We start from the raw sequence: 19969 nt of genomic DNA, 5'->3' as shown, positions 1-19969 counted from the left end.
TCAGAAACCTCCGCGTCGACTCGTCTCGGAGACCACATAGACAAGCGGCATGGACCAGATGATCGCAGCGAGGCGCCAGGACCACGATCCGCGCACGACAACGACGCCAAAGCACCCGCAAGACAGCGCCGCGAAGCCTATCCCCCACCGCAGTACCGATTGATAGTCGTTGCCCGCAATCGTGACGGTGGAGCAATACAGCGCGGCGAGCATGGACGCGACGCCAAGGACATACGAGTAGAAGATGATGCGTGAACTCGCCGTGGAACGTGCTCCTCGCAGGGGCTGATCTTTAGTGATCATTGCTCGCGTTCGACTTCAGATACTCGCGAAGCATCTCGTTCGGATCCGCATTCTGCCAGAGGACGGGGAATGGGCTGCCGTCGGGGCGAGTCACCGGCGAGGCGTGATCGAGCTGCGCGGTGTCAACGCTCCAGTCTATTGCGACCACTTCGCGAAGCGAGCGGGCGTACTGCATGTCGCCGGCCTGCGCTCCATACAGAGTGATGTCCTCCGCACCTGAGGACTCCAGCACCGTGAGCAAGTCCTCCCACGAGGTCGGCCAGCGATCATCGTGGAGCTTCAGATACTCCACGAGCAGCGTGCCCGTGTCCCACGCGGCGTAGGCCTCGGGGAGGTGGCGCAGGGTGTACACCGTCCTGTAGCCGATCCACGCGGCGACAGCGAGCGCGGCGGCTGAGATGGCGAGGATGATCTTGCGGCGGCGGGTCAGGATCGATCAGCTCCCTTGAGGCTTTGAGCGAACTGCGCATCGCTGGTGGACCAACGGCTCGTCACGCCTCACTCTTCTGTGATCGTGAGTTCAATCTCTTCGGGAAGCTGGTATACCTCCCGAAATACAGCTATCGCCGCTGCAGAAGCGGCAGTTGCGTCGCGATCGAAGTTGACGTAGAAGGAATCCTCGATCAGGTCGGCCTGCGCATCCAACGTTTTGAAAAGCGCCTCGGCGCGGCCGCGCTCCGCGGCAGAGAGCGACTGGGCCGGAAGATTGAGAAGCAGCGGTTCTTCGACTGAGCCGCTGAATTGAACGAACTTATCTGATGACTTCTCTTTGATGATGACAAAGCAGTCATCCGTGGCTGTCGAGCGCCCGAGCAGCCGTCCAAGTGACGCGCTGATCTCTGTCGCGTCGCCGACTGCTGGCGCAGGTCCTTCCTTCGAACCGGTCCGAAAGAACATGACCAAGGCGACGATCGCCGCGATGATGATGACGGTCACAAGCAGGGCAATCAGCGGTTTCATGGCGACGCTCCTGATAGTTTCCGTGAACTGTCGGCTCACACTCGCGATGCCGCGGACACAGCATAACCGTAGTTCGAGCATGGCGATTGAGCGAGGTGCGATCGCGTGGAAGACGTCAAACGAGCCGAGCGCCGCAGCCAGGACAAGCCGCTGGATCATCGTGGGGCAGGGCATCGCGGAGATTAGGGCTATCCGGGTCACTCATGACGATCCCCCCTGTGCTGCCGACGATGCGCGATTGCTCTGGGGCAGCGATGTGCCGCACTCCGTGCAGACGGACGACACGCCAATCGGATATCCGCACGACGGACAGGCATTACCCGGCCTTCGCGTCAGTCGCCGCGGATCGCAAATCCCCAGCCACTGGTCGAGGGCATAAGGCAGGAGTGCGCCTGCGGCGATTATCGGCAGGAACATTCGCGCCAATTGATCGGCTCCATCGGCGGCTCCTCCGGGCGGGCCGAAAAACGCAACCTGAACGAACACTCCTACCCAGCCGAGAAATACGACCCAGAACACAAGATGGCGGACCCACGGTCGTTGCGGCCACAATGAGGCAATGATGTAGCCGCCTACGGCGGACATCGGCAGATGTGATAGAGCGAATGCCAACGACCACCACTCCGGGACGATCATCAGTGCTGCTCCGAGCGACCCAACCACCAGCACCGCGTACATCACGACAATCGAGCCGAGGAATCGTGCCCAGCGAATGTTCGGCATGAGCGCTCACCCCATCGGAACGCGCACGCTTTGCTCCACCGCGCACTGCTTCGCTTCGTCGTATCCTGCATCGACGTGGCGGAGGACGCCCATGAGCGGGTCGTTGGTGAGAACGCGTTTGAGGCGTTTGGCTGCGGCTTCGGTGCCGTCGGCGACGATGACCTGGCCGGCGTGTTGCGAGAAGCCGATGCCCACGCCGCCGCCGTGATGGAAACTCACCCAGCTGGCGCCGCTGGCGGTGTTGACGAGCGCGTTGAGGATCGCCCAGTCGCTCACGGCGTCGGTGCCGTCTTTCATCCCCTCGGTCTCGCGGTTCGGGCTGGCGACCGAGCCGCAGTCGAGGTGATCGCGTCCAATGACGATCGGCGCCCGGACCTTTCCGGTCCGCACGAGTTCGTTGAAGGCGAGGCCGGCCTTGTCGCGCTCGCCAAGGCCGAGCCAGCAGATGCGCGCGGGGAGGCCCTGGAAGCTGATGCGCTCCTGCGCCATGCGGATCCAGCGGTGCAGAGACTCGTCGTGCGGGAAGAGCTGGAGGATCGCTTCGTCCGTGGCGCGGATGTCCGCCGGGTCGCCCGAGAGCGCGACCCACCGGAACGGCCCGCGGCCGCGGCAGAACTGCGGCCGAATGAACGCGGGCACAAAGCCGGGAAACGCAAATGCGTCGCCGAAGCCGTTGTCGTAAGCGCGCTGCCTGATGTTGTTGCCGTAATCGAAAACAACCGAACCGCGATTCTGAAACTCGACCATGGCCCGGACGTGGCGCGTCATGGTGTTGAGGCTGAGGCGCTCGTACTCGCGCGGGTCGTGCCCGCGCAGATACGCCGCCTCGTCGACAGTGAGACCCGAAGGCACATAGGAGAGCACATCGTGGGCCGAGGTCTGGTCGGTGACGGCGTCGGGCGTGATGCCGCGCGCCAGCAGCGACTCGTACAGATCCGCCGCATTCTCTTCGACGCCGACGGAGACGGCCCGGCCCTGCTGCGCGTATCGCAGCGCGCGTTCGATGGCGTCGTCCACCGATGAGGCCACTTCATCGAGATAGCGGTCATTGCAGCGGCGCTCGAGGCGCGCGGGATCGACGTCGGCGATGAGGCAGACGCCTTCGTTCATGGTAATGGCCAGCGGCTGCGCGCCGCCCATGCCGCCGCAGCCGGCGGTGAGGCACACGCGACCCTTGAGCGTGCCGCCGAAGTGCTGGCGCGCCGCCTCGGCGAAGGTTTCGTAGGTGCCCTGGACGATGCCCTGCGTGCCGATGTAGATCCACGACCCGGCGGTCATCTGGCCGAACATCATGAGCCCGCGGGCGCAGAGGCTGTCGAAGTGATCCTGCGTGGCCCAGTGCGGCACGAGGTTGGAATTGGCAATGAGCACGCGCGGCGCGTCTTCGTGCGTGCGGACGACGCCCACGGGCTTGCCGGACTGCACCAGCAGTGTCTCGTCGGCGGCGAGATCCTTGAGCGCCGCGATGATCGCTTCGTACGCCTCCCACGACCGGGCCGCCTGGCCCCGGCCGCCGTAGACGATGAGATGATCCGGGTCTTCGGCGACGGCGGGATCGAGGTTGTTCATGAGCATGCGCATGGCGGCTTCGGCCTGCCAGGTCCGGCAGGTGCGCTGCGTGCCGCGCGGCGCCGAGATGTGGTGGTGGGTCGCGGTGGTCATGAGGTCCTCCCCCTTCGATCATACAGGCCGGGACGGTGGCCGACACCCTCCTCTACTGTGGTCGAAGATCGGCGGGAATCAAGCCTGAACGGGAACAATCGGGCACCTCGACCCCTCTGGGCCGCCTCCGGCCCGGCCCACTCCCGGCCGGCCGCGTTGCCCCCTGCCGGGAGCGGGAATATCATCCCGGATAAGAATCGCAAGACGGTAACACTGAAAAAAGAGACGAGGACCCCTTCGATGGCCATTGCTCCCGCCGCCAAAACCAAGGTCATTTCCGACCACGGGCGACACGACAACGACACCGGCTCGCCGGAAGTTCAGATTGCCGTGCTCACCGCCCGCGTGACGGATCTGACCGAACACCTCAAGAACCACCGCCAGGATCACCATAGCCGCCGCGGCCTTCTCATGATGGTCGGCAAGCGAAACCGGCTCCTGCGCTACCTCTCGCGCACCGATCGCGACGGGTATCTCAAACTCATCGAAAAACTGGGCCTGCGCAAGTAGCCGGGAGCGTTTCTCTGGTGCGCATCCGGCTGCTTCGACTTTTCTCGCCTTCGCTGCGGCAGCCCACTGCGGGCTGTGCGATCATGCACCTTTGCGGTGCGCATCGCGGCGGGGCGATCGATCTGTCGGCTCATCGCGCTTGGCGATGAAGTCGGACGCTCGGGCCTAATGACAGACACTGGCCACCCAGGTGAACGCTCGTCGGAGGTGATCGTGGATCGATCACCGCTCCGGCGCCTCACTTTGGCGGACTGACCCAAGAAGGGACAGCAAACACATCATGGCAGTTATTCGAATCGAACGTGAAATCGGCGGCCGCACCCTCACACTGGAAACAGGTCGCATCGCGCGGCAGGCCAACGCGGCCGTGCTCGCGACCTACGGCGGCACGACGGTGCTGGCGACGGTCGTCCGCGCCCCGGCCCGCCCAGGTCTGGACTTCTTCCCCCTGACCGTCGATTACCGCGAGAAGACCCCCGCCGCGGGCAAGTTCCCTGGCGGCTTTCGCAAACGCGAAGGCGCCCCCAACGAAAAAGAAATCCTCACGATGCGGCTGATCGACCGGCCGATCCGCCCGCTCTTTCCCGACGGGTTCATCGAGGAAGTACAGATCCAGTGCTGGGTCATGAGCCATGACACGCTTAACGACTCGGACGTGCTGGCGGGCACCGCAGCATCGGCCGCCCTGGCCATCAGCAACTGCCCATTCGAAGGGCCGATCGCCACGGTGCGTGTCGGACGAATCGATGACCAGTTTGTCATCAACCCCACCAGCGCGCAACTCGAGTACTCGGACATCGATCTCGTGCTTTCCGGCCACAAGGACGGCCTGAACATGATCGAGGTCGGCGCGGCGGAAGTGGCCGACGCGGATGTCATCGCGGCGATGAAGTTTGGCTACGAACACATCAAGGACATCCTGGGCCTCATCGGCGAACTGGCCGAGAAGGCGGGTCAGCCCAAGGTCGTCGGCGAACTCGTCGCCGTACCCGATGAGATCATGGATCTCGTCAAGCGCGAACTCGGCGAGAAGATGACCGAGGCGCGGCAGATCCCCGGCAAGCAGGAGCGGTCCGATCGCATCGCGGCCATCGCCGAGGAGTTCATGGCGACCCAATGTGCCGCACCGACGGGAAGCAGTTACAGCGACTACGTGGCCCATGCTCTGAAGGTCACGCAGTGCAAGGAGGCCATTCGGCAACTCGAGAAGAAGACGGCTCGCCGCCTGCTGGCCAAGAAGGGCATCCGAGCCGATGGACGCGATCTCAGGCAGATCCGCCAGCTTGAAATGGAAGTGGGCATCTTCCAGCGCACGCACGGCTCGGCGTTCTTCCAGCGCGGCGAAACGCAGTCGCTCGTCTCGTGCACGCTGGGCACGTCGCGCGACGAGCAGATCATCGACGGGCTGCTTCCCGAGTACTCCAAGAAGTTTGTGCTGCACTACAACTTCCCGCCCTTCTGCACGGGTGAGGCGAAGCGGATCATGGGCCCTGGCCGGCGCGAAATCGGCCACGGCGCCCTGGCGGAGCGCAGCCTCGTGGGCGTGCTGCCGGACCCGGAAGATTTCCCGTACACCATCCGCGTCGTGTCTGACATCACCGAGTCCAACGGCTCGTCGTCGATGGCGTCGGTGTGCGGCGGGACGCTGGCGCTCATGGACGCAGGCGTGCCGATCAAGAACCCGGTTGCGGGCATCTCGATTGGCCGGGTCACCGACGAAGACACCGGCGAAGAGACCTACATCACCGACATCATCGGCGAGGAAGACTTCTTCGGCGACATGGACTTCAAGATCTGCGGCACGCGCGAAGGAATCACGGGCATCCAACTCGATCTCAAGGCACGGGGCCTGAACTTCGAACAGATCACGCAGATCTTCGCCCAGGCGCACGAGGGCCGAATGTTCCTGCTCAATGAGATGCACAAGGTTATCGCCGAGCCGCGGTCGGACATCAGCCCGCTGGCGCCGCGCATCATCACCTTGCGCATCAGCCCGGACAACATCGGCAAACTCATCGGCCCGGGCGGCAAGACGATCCGCGCGATCCAGGAGCGCACCGGCGCGACGATCGACGTCGAAGACGACGGCACGGTGATGATCGCCACCGCCAACGGCGAAGCGGCGGCCCAGGCCAAGGCCGAGGTCGAAGCCCTCACCGCCGAGGTCAAGGTCGGCACGGTCTACACCGGCAAGGTCGTGGCCGTGAAGGACTTTGGCTGCTTCGTCGAGATCGCCCCCGGCACCGACGGCATGTGCCACGTGTCGGAACTGGCCGATGGCTTCGTCAAGAACGTGGGCGACGTGGTCAAACTCGGCGACACGATCAAGGTCAAAGTGATCTCGATCGACGACCAGGGCCGCATCAAGTTGAGCCGCAAGGCCGTGCTCAAGGACGAAGCCAAGCAGGAGCAGCCGGCCGCGTCATAAGCGTGGTGATGCAGACGAAATGCCAGCGGCCGCGCCCACCGGGCGCGGCCGCTTGTGATTGCGCCCCGTGCCTCAGTTCCCCCACGGAAACGAGATGCCAACGTAGCCCATCACCGAGTCGCGGCCGGGATTGTTCCGCTCGCCCTGGGTGCGGGCGTTGGAGATGTGATGCCAGCGCACGCCGGTCATGAGGCGGGCGCCGCCGTCGCCCAGCGCGAAGGTGGCGCCGACGCCGGCCTGGGGCGTGAAGTTGTACTCGGTCCCGCTCTCAGGCACGTTCGTATCGGCATAGAGCACGCCCGCGCCCGCGTCGGCGTAGAGCGTCCACGTGTCGCGCTTGAGCAAGTGCCAGCGCAAGAGCGTGTTGAAGTTGGCGCCCCAGGAGTCGTCGAGCTGGTCGAAGTGGAACAGACCCAGTTCGAGATTGACGCTGATATCGCGGGCGAAGAAGTACTCGGCGGTGAAGTGCAGGTTGTAGTGCTCGGCGCTCTCCAGGTCCGATGCGGCGCCGCCGTACACCCCCCATCGCCAGGTTTCAGGCTCACCAAAGGCCGCGACGGGCTCAGTGGGGACGAACGAATCTCCCGCGTTCGATGCCGGCACATCCGGCTGTGTCACGAGGAGGTCGCCAGTGACGAGCCAGTCGAAGTCGTCATCGCCGTGCGCCATGGACGCGGCGGATGCGGCGAGGGTGGCAATGAACAGGCAGGTGAGGCGGCGCTTCATGTCGGTCTCTCCAAGGGGTTGGCGAAACGGGCGCAGAGGATATGCCCACCGAAGCCGGCCGCGCCCCAAAGCAAAACCCGGCGACTCGCAGGCGAGCCGCCGGGCGGAATGATCTGAGTCGTGCAGATGTGCTCAGCGCTTCTTGATGATGCCCTGCGTCGAGAGGAAGTCCACCAGCGCGATGACTTCCTCATCGAGCGACATGTCGGCGGTGTTGAGAACGAGTTCGGCCCGCTCGGGCGCTTCGTACGGGTCGTCGATGCCGGTGAAGCCCTTGATCTCGCCGGCGCGGGCCTTCTTGTAGAGGCCCTTGGGGTCGCGCGCCTCGGCGACTTCGAGCGGCGTTTCGACGTACACCTCAAAGAACTTCATGCCGCCCTTCTCGCAGGCCTCGCGGGCGGTCTGGCGATCGCGGAGGTAGGGGCTGATGAAGCTGGTCAGCGTGATGATGCCCGCGTCGGCAAAGAGTTTGGCGACCTCGCCGATGCGGCGGATGTTCTCGGCGCGATCCTCGGCGCTGAAGCCGAGGTTTTTGTTGAGGCCGAAGCGGATGTTGTCGCCGTCAAGGCGGTAGCAGTGATGGCCGAGGTTGACCAGGGCCGACTCGAGGGCGCAAGCGATGGTGGACTTGCCCGAGCCTGAGAGGCCGGTGAACCAGAGCACGCAGCCTTTCTGTCCGAGCGCCTTCCAGCGCTCGTCGCGGCTGACTTCGCCTTCGTGCCAGTGAATGTTCGTCGCCTTCTGCTGCGTCATGGTCCCCTCGCTGTGGATTGGCTTTTGATCGGGAATTCGTGGACGGCAAGGGTAGGCGCGGCGGAGAACTTTGAACAGCAGCCCCGGTCCGGCGTGGGTCCGGCGGGGGGCGAAATCAGGTCTCATCCGCAATGGCCTCGACCCGGTCCCGATGCACTCTGAGCATCCGGAATGGCCGACGTTGTCGCGATCCAGGGCCAGTGGCGGATCCCGATCACTCTCAAGGGAGCGGGCTCTGAAATCGTTCACGCCTCGCCCCGCCACGAGCATCGCGAAGTCTGATGCATCGTGAACGTCATCGTCGCCGAAGCTGATCGACTCTACTCGGCGGCCCGCAGCCTGATCGTCACCGGCGTATACGGCTCGGGCATCGCCTCGGTGTTGGCTTGCCATTCGGGGGCCATGACGGCTTGCTGGTCGGGCAGAACTTCGCACCAGCCGAGCAGCTCATCGCCGAAGGTTACCAGGCCAGCGATGGAACCAGTGCGGTCGGCGAGGTAGCCGACCTTGCCGGTGTAATCGGCCTTCATCATTGATCCGCCGAAGATCCACGGCCCGTCTGGCAGCAGTTCGTTCGTGTGGTAGTCGCGCACCCACTGACGGACCGGCACTTCGTGCTGTTGACCCGCCTCGTCGGTCCACTCGACCGTGATGCTCACCTTCGCGCCCGTGGGCGGCTCGACGATCCACTTCCTGCCCTCTGGGTCTTCCGGATCGATCTTCCACCACCCCGGCCGGCCCGGTTCAAGGCCGATGAGCAGCAAAGCAGCGTGGATGTGGCTGGGCGACGCCTCGGTGATGAGCACCGACTCGTGCACGCGCTTGCCCACAAGGCAGATGATCTGCTCCAGCCATCCCTCGTTGATGCCGCTGTAGCCGGCGATCTCGACGACCTTGTTGTTGAGATCAATCTTCAGGTGCGGCCAATCGACGTCCGCGTAGCGCGGCGGCTGGGGGCCGGCGGAGGCGGGCGGGGCTTGAGCGGCTTCAGTCGGTGCTGGCGCGACCGCCGGCTCGGCAGGCTCGCCCGGCCGAACGGGTGGCGCCGCATTCGCCTGCGGCTGCGATGGAGCATCGGCCGGCGCTGCCTCGGCGTGAACTTGATTCGAATCCTGCGTCGCGTTCTTCTGCGATGCGCAGCTGCAAGGCGCGATCAGTAAACCAGCGAGCAGAAGAATCGTGCAGCGGCTGGGCATGACGCCTCACATCTGCGCGGCGGAGGTCTCGTACTGCTCGAACAGCCGGTAGATCTCTTCGGCGCTGTTGGCGTTGTACACCGCCTCGCGGAAATCGTCCTGCGTCATCAGGCGGCTGATGCGGGCGAGAGCCTGGATGTGCCGACTGGTCTGATCCGGCGGGCTCACCAGCAGCACCACGAGGCGCACGGGCTGACGGTCGATGCTGTGAAAGTCGATGGGCAGCGCGGGCTTGCCGATGGCGAGCATGAGGTCATCGCACACATCTGACTTGCCGTGCGGAATGGCCAGGCCCTGGCCGATGCCGGTCGTGCGCGTCTGCTCGCGGCTCCAGACCGCTTCTTTGAGCGCTGCCGGGCTGGAAATGGTGTTGGCGGCGGCGAGCAGATCGACCATCTCATCGATCACCGCTTTCTTTTCCGCGTGATCGAGCGGGACCTTGATGCATTCCAGTTTGAGAATGTCGAGAAGATTCATCGTGAACGCGCGCCTCGTCTGTGCGTGCGGCCCATTGCGTGGAGCAATCGGGCCGCTTCCCCTATCTTATGCTAGCCAAGCAGTGCGAGGTAGCCGCCGTCTCGATAGCGGGCGGCGGGCTCGCCGGGCAAACCGGCCGGCAGCACTGAAAACTCAGTAACTACCCTCGTGCGGTGCCAGCGATTGATCCAGTCACGCTGGGCCTCGTTCTCCTGCGGCTCGAGACTGCAGGTGCTGTAGGCAATCAGCCCGCCGTCGCGGCGCAGCGCCAGGTGGTCCGCCACGATCTGCTTTTGCAGCGCGACCAGCGAGTCGAGGTGCGCCGCATCGACGCGGTACTTGGCCTCGATGCGCCGCGCGAGCGTACCCGTGTTGGAACAGGGCACATCGAGCAGCAGCAGATCGGCGCGGCCGGAGAATTCGACGAGTTGTTCGCGCGGCACGACCTGAACGCGGCTCGAGCCGGCGAAGCGCTCGGCCAGCATGGCGAAGCGCCGTCGATCGGTATCCGTGGCGACGATCGTCGCCTCCGGCCAGGCCTGCGCCAGCTGGGCCGTCTTGGTTCCCGAGCCGGCGCAGACGTCGGCGATCAGTTGCATCGGCCCGGTCGCCTGGCGGAGGCGGCGCACCACCTCGAACGATGTCGCATCCTGCACGCGCGAGTCCGGATGCGCTGCGAGCCAAGCTACAAGTTCGGCATGCGAGCCCGACCAGACCGCGACGTCCGGCGACTCGTGCGCGGTGAGGTGCGCATCGGATTCCGCCTGGTCGCGCGGCACGTTCGCGATCAACGTCGGCGCGATGACGAGGCTGTGCATCGCCAAGCGCTCGACCTGCTGCGGCGAATAGCGCGAGTTCCACCGCTTGATGAGTTCGGGCGGATGGCTCGTTTGCACTGCCAGGCGTTCGAGGGGGTCATCGGGCAGCACCGGTTCGTTGAGCCGTCGCCAGCGTCCGTCGGCGAGCGGAAGAGCATGGACTTGCGGCGCGGGCCGGGCCTGCTCAATCTCGCCGCGCAAGTCGATCATGCGGCGGAGCACGGCGTTGGCCAATCCGCCCGCCTTGGCGCGCACCCGGCGCTTGGTCCACGCCACCGTTTCGTTGACGACGGCGTAATCGGGCTGCTGCTCGAGGAAGAAGATCTGCGCCGCGCCGGCGAGCAGCGCGGCCTGGAGATTGACCTCGTTCTCGCGCAGCGGCCGGTTGAGTCGCGCATTGAGCAGCCACTCGAGGGTGAGCCAGCGGCGCACCGTCTCACCGCAGATCGCCTGCGCCAGCCGGGCGTCGCGCTCGTCGAGGCCGGCGGTCGAAAGCGGGCGCAGATCGAGATCGGGCCAGCGGCGAACCTGCTCGGCGATGAACCGCATCGCCGCGTTCCGCGCGCCGGCCGCTTCGACGGCTTCAGAAGTATCCAATCCGGGATCCACGACGGGGAGCATAGGCGGCGGCCTGCTCCGACCGGTTGCGACTTTGCCTTGCCGGGCGTGGCGATCAGTCGTGGCGCAGCGCGACGATCGGGTCCTGGCTGGCGGCGACGTTGGCCGGATAGAGCCCGAAGATCAGCCCCACGCCGCAGGCCACGATGAAACTCACCGCGATCGACCAGCCGGTCACCTGCGTCGGGAATTGCTCGGGCAGAAGCGCGCCCAGCGCCATGGCTCCGAAGACGCCCACGAAGATACCGATGAACCCGCCAAAGAGCGACAGCACGCCCGTCTCGACGAGGAACTGCCAGGTGATGTGGCCACGAGTGGCGCCCAGGGCCCTGCGGATGCCGATTTCGCGCGTGCGTTCCGTCACCGAGGCGAGCATGATGTTCATGATGCCCGTTCCGCCGACGACCAGCGCGATGGCCGCGATGAACAGCATGACGCGGCTCCAGATCCGCGCTGTCCGCTTGGCCATCTCCTGCAGTTCGTAGGGGATGATGACGGTGACGTCCTGCTCCTTGCGCAGGCCGATGTCGATGATGCGCTCCGCCATGTGCCCGCCGCGCGACACGGATTCGATGGTGGGCATTCCGATGTAGATCTCGCTCAACTCGATGTTGGTGACTTCGCGGCTGCCGGCGCTGCGGCGCATGATCATGTCGCCGAACTTCGCTTCCGCGGTGGACAGCGGGATGTGCACATCGAGGTTCAGATCGCGACCGACCAGCGCGCTGCCGGCCCCGCCCGCAAGCCCGATGGGAGCCAGCACCCCCACCACCGTAAAGATCTGGTCGTCCACGCGCAGCGTTTTGCCCAGCGGCTCTTCAAGCGGAAAGAGCTGCAGCGCCACGGTGCGGCCGATCACGCACACCGAAGCGTCGCTTTCGAGATCGAGCCAGGTGAGATAGCGGCCCTGGGCCACGGGCAGGTTCGCGCAGCGGGGCAGGTCGGGCGTCGTGCCGAACGTCTGGCTGGACATCTGCCGCGAGCCGCGCGTGACCATGGCCCCGCAGGTCTTGAGGGGGACGATCTCCTCGGCCTTGTCTTCGAACTGGGCCCGGAGCCGCCGGTAGTCCTGCCTCGTCAGGCCGTAGGAGAGCACGAAATCGCCCTGCCCGCTGCTGCCGCCGGCCATGCTGGCCTGCTCAGCGGGCTTGACGGAGCGGAGGATGACGTTGCGGGCCCCGAGCACCTCGAACTGCTTGAGTGCGTTCTGCTTGGATCCCTCGGTGATGGCCATCATGACGATGACCGAGGCGATGCCCAGCACGATGCCGAACGCCGTGAGCAGCGAGCGCAACATGTGCAGCCGCAGGTTCTTGAGGCCAAGCCGGATTGTCTCGAGAAGAAAGGTCATTGCAGGTGCTGCCGAAACTCGATTATACTCGCGAGGAGCAGTTCGGTGGCTGATATCCGAATCGAACGCGAGCGGGAGGTGGAATCGGGCTGGGAGTTCGACGTGCGCGTAAACGCGGGTCAGGAGGCCGATCCGGCCCGGTTCGCGTTGACGCTCTCATGGGCCGACTACGACCATTGGTCGAGCGGCACCGAGCCGCCCAGCGAGATCGCGCGGCAGGTCGTTGAATTCGTGCTGGCACATCGGCCGGCGGACGAGTTGCCGCGCCGCTTCGACGCGGCGACGGTGCGCCGCTGGTGGCCCGAGATTGACGGGGAGTTGACGAGAGGCCGCTGACGGCTTCAGAAACCGCCGCCGCGCATCCGATCGAGTCCTTCAGGGAACGGGTAGGTCGGGAACACGCCCGTGGGCGCACACTCCCACATCCCCAGCGACGGATACACATCGCCGCGATAGCCCGACTCGAACATGATTCGCAGCACGCGTTCAAAGCTCGGCTCGGCGCCGTCGGAGCCGACCAGCCGATTCGACTTGGCCCCGAGGAAACTCACCGAAGCGCACGGCATACGGTCGCGGCGACTCTCGAGCATCTCGGAAAGTTTCTTGAAGCCGCGCTCGAGCATCGAGAGCGTGAAATGCTCGCGCGATGGCGGGCGGAGCAGGGCAAACACTTCGAGCGCATCGAAGTCGTACTTCATCACGAGTATCTCATCGCCTTCGAGCGAGCGGGCAAACGCCTGAGCATGGTGCGTGATGGACTTTTCGTTCCACTGGCAGCCGGGCAGCAGGCGGGCCAGTTGGGAGATGATCCCCTGATGGTTGTCGCGCGCGTTGACGCCGCACACGAGCGTGCGGTACTTGTGGGCGAGCAGGTCTGAAAGCAGGTGCTGGCCCCACTGGATGCGGATGCGATGACGGCCGGGGGTTGCCTGCCGCGGATCGCCGCAGGGCAGCAGAATGATGCGGTTGGCCAGTTCATCCGCCTGCATCAGCAGGCCGACTTCTTCGTCGTAGATTCGAGGCTTTTCGCTCTTGCCGGTTACCGCGTTGGCCATGCCATCCTCCTGCGTCGGGCGCGCCGACCGCCTGGATTCCCTCTGGGCGGCTGTGCGAGAGAGTGTAGCACGGCCTGCTTTCGCGTCGGCTCAGCAGCGACTGATCGGGGCGCTTTTCCCGGATTGCCGCCCGCTGAAACCGCCCGGCACCCGTATCATCGTCCGCTCATGAGCCCGTCCCAGCCCGTCGAAATCCGCGTCGAGGACCTGCATAAGGCGTTCGCCGAGCACCCCGTGCTGCAGGGCATCGATCTGACAGTCCAGCGCAGCGACCTGCTGGCCATCGTCGGCGGCTCGGGCTGCGGCAAGACGGTTCTGCTCAAGCACATTCTCCGGCAGTTGGATCCCGATCGCGGCCGCGTGCTCGTGGCTGATCACGATCGCCCCGACGCAGCCCTGGTCGATCTCGCCACCCTCACCGAAGAGCAGATGGACGAGCTGCGGCTGCACTGGGCGGTGGTCTTTCAGCGCAACGCGCTCTTTTCGGGCAGCGTCTTTGAGAACATCGCCCTGTGGTTTCGCGAGGTCAAGGGCATGACCGATGCGGAGGTCCGGCCAATCGCGATTGAAGTACTCGAATCCGTAGGCTTCAAGGACATCGAGCCGCTCCTCGAAAAGGACCGCGATGCGCTGTCCGGCGGCATGGCCAAGCGCGTGGCCGTCGCCCGCGCGCTGTCTATGGACCCCATCCTGATGTTCTACGACGAGCCCACGACCGGCCTGGACCCCGTGCACGCGGCCCAGATTCACCGGCTGATCCACGACACGCACCACCGGCCGAGCCGCTCGGGCGGAGCGCGGACGACGGTCATCATCACGCACGACAAGGACCTGCTGCACCGCCTCGAGCCGCGGATCGTCATGCTGCATGAAGGCCGCATCTTTTTCGACGGCTCGTTCAGCGAGTTCGAGCAGTCCGACTCGCCGATCATCAGGCCCTACTTTGACGTCATGCCGATCCTCCACGAACGGCACCCCGACGCCGCGTCGGGATGGAGCATCCCCGGGCTGGACTAGGTCTGGATCTGTTAGGGCGGCATGGCCCCGGTTTGAGGTCGCGGATCAGCCTGCTTGCCGCTGCGAGATTGAACGCCCTCGGCGTCGGGGATAAACTCCCCTCTCTGCCGTGGCCAGCGGCGGAGGACCCGGTCGTGGTGAGGCTTGGTGGCGGCCGGGGACGAAACAGGTTCGAGGTCTTCTTTCTCCCACCGAATCAGACCCGAGTTCCACCCCCCAAGCGCCCTTGGCGCGGGATTCCCTCTGTGCTCTGTTCGAGCCGAGGGCTGGCCAGTCATCCGCCGGTGCCGCTGTGCTCGAAGGAGCATTCTGTCATGGCTCAGATCACTTCCAAATCGCTCGTCACCGACCTCATCGAGGCGGGGATCCACTTCGGCCAGCGCAGCGCCAACTGGAACCCGCGCATGTCGCCGTACATCTACGGCAAGCGCAACAACATCCACATCATCGACATCAAGGAAACCGTCAAGGGGCTGCTTCTGGCCAAGAAGTTCATCGCCAAGACGGTCGCCTCGGGCAAGGACGTGTGCTTTGTCGGCACGAAGCGGCAGGCCCGCGACGTGCTCCGCGAGCGCGTTGGCGACGTGAAGATGCACTGGGTCATCGAACGCTGGCTCGGCGGAACGCTCACCAACTTCCGCACGATCCGCTCGCGCCTCAAGCGCCTCGAAGAACTCGAACACATCGAGCAGAGCGGCGACATCGCCAACTACTCCAAGAAAATGGAGAGCCAGTTGCGCCGCGAGCGCAAGAAGATCCTGCGGAATCTCGAAGGCATCCGCAACATGTCCAAACTGCCCGGCGCCATGGTCGTCATCGACGTCAAGCGCGAGATGAACGCGATCATGGAAGCCAAGAAACTCGGCATTCCCACGATCTGCCTCATCGACACCGACGGCGATCCGGACATGGCCGACATTCCCATCCCCGGCAACGACGACTCGATGCGCTCCATCGACGTGATCATCCGCGAACTGTGCGCGGCGGTGGTGGAAGGCAAGAACCAGCGGGTGGTGGCCCAGCAGAGTGAGGAAGACGCCCGGGGGGCAGCCGGCGAAGGCGGCTCCCCCGCCACGCCGCGGCGCAGCCGGCGAGCCATGTTCCTCAAGGACGGATCGGCTCCCCCGCCCACCGAAGGCTCCGATGAACATGGCGCCGAGGCGACGGCATCCGTCGGGCCGAACCAGTCTCCGGCCTGAGCGCGTCGCAGGGAACTCGGCGACGACGGCCGGTCGCGCCTGCGTCCGGCCAGCATGGGATACGCGAGTGAATCAAGATTGACTGGCGGCGCCAGGTCTGAGCGCCGCCAGCACCGGACCGAATCACAAGAAGGGATGATGGCATGTCAGCCAACGTGAGTGCAAAGGACGTGATGGCCCTGCGGCAGCGCACCGGCCTGGGCATGATGGACTGCAAAGAGGCCCTCATGGAAAACGACGGCGACATGGAAAAGGCCATCGAGTGGCTTCGCGCCAAACTCAAGGGCAAGATGGACGAGAGGGCCGATCGCGCCATGGCTCAGGGACGACTCGCCATCGCCACCGCGCCCGACCGCAAGAGCCTCGCCATTGTCGAGATCAACGTCGAGACGGACTTCACGGCCCGTAACGAGATGGTCGAGAAGGCGGCCAACGACATCGCCTCACTCGTGCTCGCCGGCCCGGCGGGCGAAGCGAGCGCCAATGAGAAGATCGCGCCGATCATCGACAACATCCGCATTACCACGGGCGAGAACACGGTCTTCAAGCGCGGGCTGAAACTGCAGGCCCCCTGCTGCGGCTCGTACCTGCACTTCGACAATCAGAAGGCCGCGGTCATCACCTTCGATGGCGAGGTCGATGCGGAGACGGCCAAGGGCATCTGCATGCACATCGTCAGCCACAAGCCCGAGCCGCAGGGCATCTCCGACGCAGACGTGCCGGCTGATCTCATCGCCCGCCAGCGCGAATTGGCCAAGGCCGAGGCGATGGAGTCCGGCAAGCCCGCCGAGATCGCCGAGAAAATGGTCGAGGGCAAGATCCGCAAGTTTGTCGGCGAGATCACGCTGCTCAATCAGAAGTACGTTCGCGATCCTGAAGGCAAGCAGAGCGTCAAGGACGTGCTGCCCAAGGGCGTCAAGGTGACGCGCTTCCTGCGCTTCGAAGTCGGGCGCTGAACACGACTAATGAGCAAACTTGAGCCGGCGTCGAATCAGGCCGCGAGGTCCGCATCGACGCCGGCTTTCGCGCGCGTCCGTTTGACGCGGTGCGGCGCCTGGACCGCGGCCGGTGCGTCGGACTGAACGATAATCGCGGTGAGGTCGTCGATCTGGTGCAGCGAGCCGGACTGGTCATCGACGAGCACGCCGAGTTCAGCCACGCTCTCATCGACGCTGCGATTGCCGCCGCAGATCCGGGCCATGCAGTCGAGATAGCGATCGGTGGGCAGGCGCCTCTGGCGGCGGGCGGCGCCCGCTTCGGGAAAGGCGGTCTCAAAGCCATCGGTAAAGAGCACGAGCCGCTCGCCGGGTCGCAGCGTGAGCGACGTTTCGCTGAAGGTGGCGTCGGCGAAGACGCCCAGCAGCCCGCCGTCGGTCTCGAGCCCGATCGAAGCGCCGTCTTCCTTGATGAGCCGCGGCGGCGGGTGGCCCGCGCCGGCGATGGTCACCTTGTGCGAGCGCGTGTCGATGATGCCGTAGACGGCGGTGGCGAAGCGGCCGCCGGCGCTCTGCAGGCGAAGCATCTCCTCGTTGAGCCGGGCCAGCACTTCGCCCGGCGAGACGATGCGATAATCCACGTCGCTGACGACTTTGAGCGTCAGGCAGCGCGAGATGACCATGGTAAGCAGCGCCGCCGGCACGCCGTGGCCGACTGCGTCGGCGAGAAAAAAGCCAATCGTGTGCTCGTCGAGCCGCCGCACGTCGTACATGTCGCCGCTCACATACCCGGCCGGCCGGTAGAACACGCCGAAGCGCACGTCGTCGAGTTCGGGCAATGATCGCGGCAGGAATTCGCGCTGAATCATCGACGCGAGTTGCATTTCGTCGTGGATGCGCGAAACTTCGCTCTCGAGCCCGGTCTGGCAGCGGCGGGCGATGCGCAGCTCCTCGGCGCAGCGATCGACGGTGATCTGCCGCCGCAGCAGCGTGTCGAGTCGAATCGCCACGCTCGCGGCAGCCTCGTCAAGTTCGCACACCAGCGCCTGGCCCGGCGTGAGGTGGTTGTTCAGCGCGCGGCGGTCTCGCGTGAGGATGATCGTCGGCACGCGCTGTTCGTCGAGCAGGTCGAGCAACTGGTAGGCGGCGGACCCGATCCGCTCCGAGGCGAGCAGCAGCACGCAGGCATCCATCGCCGACCCGTCGAGCAGCACCAGCGCCTGTTCCATACTGACTTGTTCGGCGGTGGGCGTCGGCCCCCCGGGCCACGCCGCGAGAATGCCCCCACGCCATGGGTCGAGCAGCGCGGGCTCGTGATCGAAGCCGACGAAATGCACGTGGTGTGTGGCCATGTCTGCGAACCGCCGGCGCGAGCGCAGCCGGGTTCCGGAAAAAGGCCGCACTCTCAGCGATCATCGGCCGATGCGGCCAGCTCCTTGAGGCGATCGAGATCGAGTTCCAGCTGCTGGCCCCGGCGGAGTCCCAGTTCGGCCATCCGCCCGGCCCGGAGTTCGATCGCGTACCGCGCCCGGCCCTTGCTCGGATAGGAATCCGCCCGCAGACGCTGCTCGTACTGCTGCTGACTCTCGCCGGGCTGCCTCAGCGGCTGGGCCTTCATCGTGTACGTCGAGACGATGAACCCCGTGCGATCGATGTACATGATGTCCATGTCCACGAGGCAGTCGAGCATCCAGAAGTTGCGTTCTTCATCTCGCGAGAAGATGAAGATCATGCCGCCGTCGTCGGGAATCGACTCGCGCCCGCCGAGGCCGCGCTTCTGCTCGGCCAGGGTAATGGCGGTGTCGAGCGTGAACCACTCGCCGCCGAGTTTGGCGGTGAAGGTGTCTGTGGACTCTTCATCGCAGCCTCTCAGGCCGACCAGGCTGATGATGCTGATGAGCAGGATCGCCGTCGCGGGCAGCCACGCGAGCCGGGAGGCCGGTTTCATGCTTCGCAGAGCCATTGGTCATCCTCTTGCGTAAAAGTCGTCTTTCCCCGTGGAAGAGTAGACAGCTCGAAGGCGTTGCGGAACTCATTGAGCGACATCGGCTCGCGGCGGGTCTGAATTCCACACCAGAACGCCATCAGGCCGATGAGGCGCTCGGGCGACGCGCCCCGGCTGCGGTAGTGCTCGATGCGCGTGTCGCCGTGGCGTTTGGCCAACCGGCGGCCGTCCTGCCCCACGACCAGCGGCAGGTGGGTGTAGCGGGGCTGGGGCGTCAGGCCGAGGGTCTCGATGAGCATGATCTGCCGGGCCGCGGAATCCAGCAGGTCGTCGCCGCGCACGACATCGGTCACCCTCTGCCGGGCGTCATCGACGACGACGGCGAGTTGATACGCGGGCTGAGCGCGCCGGGTCCAGACGACGAAGTCGCCGCACTGCTGTGCCGGGCAGCGCTCCACCCGACCTGCAAACTCGTCATCGAAGACGATGGTGCGGCTATCGACGGCAAAACGCCAGTTTTTCTGCGCGTGGTCAAATCGGTTTGGAAAGTCCTGCGGCCGCAACGACGGCGGAAAGCACACCTCCCCCTTTGAGCCATGCGGCGCCGACGCGGCCGCCTCGATCTCCGAACGAGTGAGTTCGCAGGGGTACACGCGCTGCATCTCGGCCAGGACGCGCATGGCGGCGACATACGGCTCAAGATCCGTAGACTGGACAAGGACCGGCCCGTCCCAGTCGATGCCGATCCACTGCAGCGTGTCGAGGACACCCTGAGCAGCGCCCGGCCGGACGCGCGGCCCATCGAGATCCTCGATGCGCATGTCGATGCGCCAGCCTCCCTGGCGCGCCAGGGCCCAGTTGATCAGAAACGTGCGGAGATTGCCCAGGTGCAGGGCGCCGGTCGGCGACGGAGCAAGTCGGGTAATGCTGCTTGACATCGCTGACTTCTCTTGCATGATCATACTTGAGTGGAAGAGATCGGAGCAGCCTCATGAACAAACTCTCATTTCCAGAGATCGAGGCCCGGCTCGACGAGTTGTCGGACTGGACCGCCGTAGGCGACACGATCAGCCGCACGTTTGAATTCAGGAACTTCGTCGAGGCGATTGAGTTCGTCAACCGCGTGGCGGAACACGCCGAGGAGGTCCAGCATCACCCGGACATCCTCGTGCGCTGGAACCGCGTGACGCTCACGCTGAGCACCCACGACGCGGGCGGCGTGACGGAAAAGGACCTCGCTTTCGCCAAGGCCGCCGACGCGTTGCACGGCTGAGGGCCGGGAGCCTCCGTCGA

The 19969-nt window shown here is 65.2% G+C and carries 22 protein-coding genes; 7 read left to right on the top strand and 15 right to left on the bottom strand.

Translation table 11 applies throughout. From position 1 onward, the window contains the following. From IT430_14800 to hutU, 5 genes are all read right to left on the bottom strand, one after another. Positions 1–303 carry a hypothetical protein gene (locus IT430_14800; protein MCC6909208.1) on the bottom strand — a complete coding sequence of 101 codons (303 nt, stop codon included), beginning with the start codon at positions 301–303 and terminating at the stop codon, positions 1–3. Continuing rightward, a complete protein-coding gene (locus tag IT430_14795) occupies positions 293–655 on the bottom strand; it encodes a hypothetical protein (GenBank protein MCC6909207.1) in 363 nt (120 codons plus the stop codon). Before IT430_14795 ends, IT430_14800 begins: the two co-directional genes overlap by 11 nt. 146 nt (positions 656–801) lie before the next feature. Further along, on the bottom strand, positions 802–1302 hold the full coding sequence (locus tag IT430_14790) for a hypothetical protein (GenBank protein MCC6909206.1): 501 nt from the start codon (positions 1300–1302) through the stop codon (positions 802–804). Positions 1303–1464: 162 nt separating this feature from the next. Further along, on the bottom strand, positions 1465–1986 hold the full coding sequence (locus tag IT430_14785; protein ID MCC6909205.1) for a hypothetical protein: 522 nt from the start codon (positions 1984–1986) through the stop codon (positions 1465–1467). A 6-nt stretch (positions 1987–1992) separates the two neighbouring features. Continuing rightward, positions 1993–3648, bottom strand: a complete 1656-nt coding sequence (hutU, locus tag IT430_14780) for a urocanate hydratase (GenBank protein MCC6909204.1) — start codon at positions 3646–3648, stop codon at positions 1993–1995. A gap of 240 nt (positions 3649–3888) precedes the next feature. Here hutU and rpsO point away from each other — a divergent pair, with 240 nt between their 5' ends. Further along, positions 3889–4158 carry a 30S ribosomal protein S15 gene (gene rpsO, locus IT430_14775; protein MCC6909203.1) on the top strand — a complete coding sequence of 90 codons (270 nt, stop codon included), beginning with the start codon at positions 3889–3891 and terminating at the stop codon, positions 4156–4158. Between the two features lie 280 nt (positions 4159–4438). Next, positions 4439–6586, top strand: coding sequence for a polyribonucleotide nucleotidyltransferase (gene pnp, locus IT430_14770; protein MCC6909202.1), 2148 nt, complete (start codon positions 4439–4441; stop codon positions 6584–6586). A gap of 72 nt (positions 6587–6658) precedes the next feature. On the opposite strand, the gene IT430_14765 is transcribed toward pnp, so the two are convergent. The 6 genes from IT430_14765 to IT430_14740 form a co-directional block, all read right to left on the bottom strand. Then, complete coding sequence (locus IT430_14765; GenBank protein MCC6909201.1) at positions 6659–7312, bottom strand: acyloxyacyl hydrolase; 654 nt, start codon at positions 7310–7312, stop codon at positions 6659–6661. 132 nt (positions 7313–7444) lie between these two features. Next, positions 7445–8065 (bottom strand): adenylyl-sulfate kinase, encoded by a 621-nt coding sequence (gene cysC / locus IT430_14760; protein MCC6909200.1) that lies wholly within the window; start codon positions 8063–8065, stop codon positions 7445–7447. A 320-nt stretch (positions 8066–8385) separates the two neighbouring features. Further along, on the bottom strand, positions 8386–9261 hold the full coding sequence (locus IT430_14755) for a hypothetical protein (protein ID MCC6909199.1): 876 nt from the start codon (positions 9259–9261) through the stop codon (positions 8386–8388). Between the two features lie 6 nt (positions 9262–9267). Continuing rightward, positions 9268–9738, bottom strand: coding sequence for a PTS sugar transporter subunit IIA (locus tag IT430_14750; protein MCC6909198.1), 471 nt, complete (start codon positions 9736–9738; stop codon positions 9268–9270). Positions 9739–9809: 71 nt separating this feature from the next. Continuing rightward, the gene (locus IT430_14745; GenBank protein MCC6909197.1) at positions 9810–11153 is read right to left on the bottom strand and encodes a hypothetical protein; all 1344 of its coding nucleotides are present in this window, start codon (positions 11151–11153) and stop codon (positions 9810–9812) included. Positions 11154–11229: 76 nt separating this feature from the next. Further along, on the bottom strand, positions 11230–12525 hold the full coding sequence (locus tag IT430_14740; protein ID MCC6909196.1) for an ABC transporter permease: 1296 nt from the start codon (positions 12523–12525) through the stop codon (positions 11230–11232). Positions 12526–12570: 45 nt separating this feature from the next. On the opposite strand from IT430_14740, the gene IT430_14735 reads away from it, so the two are divergent. Next, positions 12571–12861, top strand: coding sequence for a hypothetical protein (locus IT430_14735; protein ID MCC6909195.1), 291 nt, complete (start codon positions 12571–12573; stop codon positions 12859–12861). A 5-nt stretch (positions 12862–12866) separates the two neighbouring features. Here the strand turns inward: IT430_14735 and IT430_14730 are convergent, their stop codons facing one another. Further along, positions 12867–13580 (bottom strand): hypothetical protein, encoded by a 714-nt coding sequence (locus tag IT430_14730; GenBank protein ID MCC6909194.1) that lies wholly within the window; start codon positions 13578–13580, stop codon positions 12867–12869. Between the two features lie 168 nt (positions 13581–13748). Between IT430_14730 and IT430_14725 the strand changes: the two genes are divergently transcribed. From IT430_14725 to tsf, 3 genes are all read left to right on the top strand, one after another. After that, positions 13749–14597 (top strand): ATP-binding cassette domain-containing protein, encoded by an 849-nt coding sequence (locus IT430_14725; GenBank protein MCC6909193.1) that lies wholly within the window; start codon positions 13749–13751, stop codon positions 14595–14597. Between the two features lie 314 nt (positions 14598–14911). After that, positions 14912–15796 (top strand): 30S ribosomal protein S2, encoded by an 885-nt coding sequence (gene rpsB, locus IT430_14720; GenBank protein MCC6909192.1) that lies wholly within the window; start codon positions 14912–14914, stop codon positions 15794–15796. Between the two features lie 143 nt (positions 15797–15939). Next, positions 15940–16752, top strand: a complete 813-nt coding sequence (gene tsf / locus IT430_14715; GenBank protein MCC6909191.1) for a translation elongation factor Ts — start codon at positions 15940–15942, stop codon at positions 16750–16752. 35 nt (positions 16753–16787) lie between these two features. Here the strand turns inward: tsf and IT430_14710 are convergent, their stop codons facing one another. Genes IT430_14710 through gluQRS form a run of 3 tightly spaced genes read right to left on the bottom strand, consistent with a single transcriptional unit; the run spans position 16788 to position 19614 of the window. Next, entirely contained in the window at positions 16788–18083 is a 1296-nt protein-coding gene (locus tag IT430_14710) for a SpoIIE family protein phosphatase (protein ID MCC6909190.1), read from the bottom strand. A gap of 53 nt (positions 18084–18136) precedes the next feature. Next, the gene (locus tag IT430_14705) at positions 18137–18694 is read right to left on the bottom strand and encodes a DUF192 domain-containing protein (protein MCC6909189.1); all 558 of its coding nucleotides are present in this window, start codon (positions 18692–18694) and stop codon (positions 18137–18139) included. Continuing rightward, the gene (gene gluQRS / locus IT430_14700; GenBank protein MCC6909188.1) at positions 18676–19614 is read right to left on the bottom strand and encodes a tRNA glutamyl-Q(34) synthetase GluQRS; all 939 of its coding nucleotides are present in this window, start codon (positions 19612–19614) and stop codon (positions 18676–18678) included. The genes IT430_14705 and gluQRS overlap by 19 nt, the downstream gene beginning before the upstream one ends. A 53-nt stretch (positions 19615–19667) precedes the next feature. Here gluQRS and IT430_14695 point away from each other — a divergent pair, with 53 nt between their 5' ends. Next, positions 19668–19949, top strand: coding sequence for a 4a-hydroxytetrahydrobiopterin dehydratase (locus IT430_14695; GenBank protein MCC6909187.1), 282 nt, complete (start codon positions 19668–19670; stop codon positions 19947–19949). The last annotated feature ends 20 nt before the right edge of the window (positions 19950–19969 follow it).

The sequence above is a fragment of the Phycisphaerales bacterium genome (genome assembly GCA_020852515.1).
In the GTDB taxonomy this organism is placed as follows: Bacteria; Planctomycetota; Phycisphaerae; order Phycisphaerales; family UBA5793; genus UBA5793.
Note: the sequence above shows the minus strand (reverse complement) of the source record. Positions and strands in the feature narration are given on the sequence as shown.

What these genes read in the sequence shown, in the direction of transcription:
- IT430_14800 (MCC6909208.1), bottom strand. Translation starts at nt 303, where the DNA reads ATGATCACTAAAGATCAGCCCCTGCGAGGAGCACGTTCCACGGCGAGT.
- IT430_14785 (MCC6909205.1), bottom strand. Translation starts at nt 1,986, where the DNA reads ATGCCGAACATTCGCTGGGCACGATTCCTCGGCTCGATTGTCGTGATG.
- hutU (MCC6909204.1), bottom strand. Translation starts at nt 3,648, where the DNA reads ATGACCACCGCGACCCACCACCACATCTCGGCGCCGCGCGGCACGCAG.
- rpsO (MCC6909203.1), top strand. Translation starts at nt 3,889, where the DNA reads ATGGCCATTGCTCCCGCCGCCAAAACCAAGGTCATTTCCGACCACGGG.
- pnp (MCC6909202.1), top strand. Translation starts at nt 4,439, where the DNA reads ATGGCAGTTATTCGAATCGAACGTGAAATCGGCGGCCGCACCCTCACA.
- IT430_14765 (MCC6909201.1), bottom strand. Translation starts at nt 7,312, where the DNA reads ATGAAGCGCCGCCTCACCTGCCTGTTCATTGCCACCCTCGCCGCATCC.
- cysC (MCC6909200.1), bottom strand. Translation starts at nt 8,065, where the DNA reads ATGACGCAGCAGAAGGCGACGAACATTCACTGGCACGAAGGCGAAGTC.
- IT430_14755 (MCC6909199.1), bottom strand. Translation starts at nt 9,261, where the DNA reads ATGCCCAGCCGCTGCACGATTCTTCTGCTCGCTGGTTTACTGATCGCG.
- IT430_14750 (MCC6909198.1), bottom strand. Translation starts at nt 9,738, where the DNA reads ATGAATCTTCTCGACATTCTCAAACTGGAATGCATCAAGGTCCCGCTC.
- IT430_14740 (MCC6909196.1), bottom strand. Translation starts at nt 12,525, where the DNA reads ATGACCTTTCTTCTCGAGACAATCCGGCTTGGCCTCAAGAACCTGCGG.
- IT430_14730 (MCC6909194.1), bottom strand. Translation starts at nt 13,580, where the DNA reads ATGGCCAACGCGGTAACCGGCAAGAGCGAAAAGCCTCGAATCTACGAC.
- IT430_14725 (MCC6909193.1), top strand. Translation starts at nt 13,749, where the DNA reads ATGAGCCCGTCCCAGCCCGTCGAAATCCGCGTCGAGGACCTGCATAAG.
- rpsB (MCC6909192.1), top strand. Translation starts at nt 14,912, where the DNA reads ATGGCTCAGATCACTTCCAAATCGCTCGTCACCGACCTCATCGAGGCG.
- tsf (MCC6909191.1), top strand. Translation starts at nt 15,940, where the DNA reads ATGTCAGCCAACGTGAGTGCAAAGGACGTGATGGCCCTGCGGCAGCGC.
- IT430_14710 (MCC6909190.1), bottom strand. Translation starts at nt 18,083, where the DNA reads ATGGCCACACACCACGTGCATTTCGTCGGCTTCGATCACGAGCCCGCG.
- IT430_14705 (MCC6909189.1), bottom strand. Translation starts at nt 18,694, where the DNA reads ATGGCTCTGCGAAGCATGAAACCGGCCTCCCGGCTCGCGTGGCTGCCC.
- gluQRS (MCC6909188.1), bottom strand. Translation starts at nt 19,614, where the DNA reads ATGTCAAGCAGCATTACCCGACTTGCTCCGTCGCCGACCGGCGCCCTG.
- IT430_14695 (MCC6909187.1), top strand. Translation starts at nt 19,668, where the DNA reads ATGAACAAACTCTCATTTCCAGAGATCGAGGCCCGGCTCGACGAGTTG.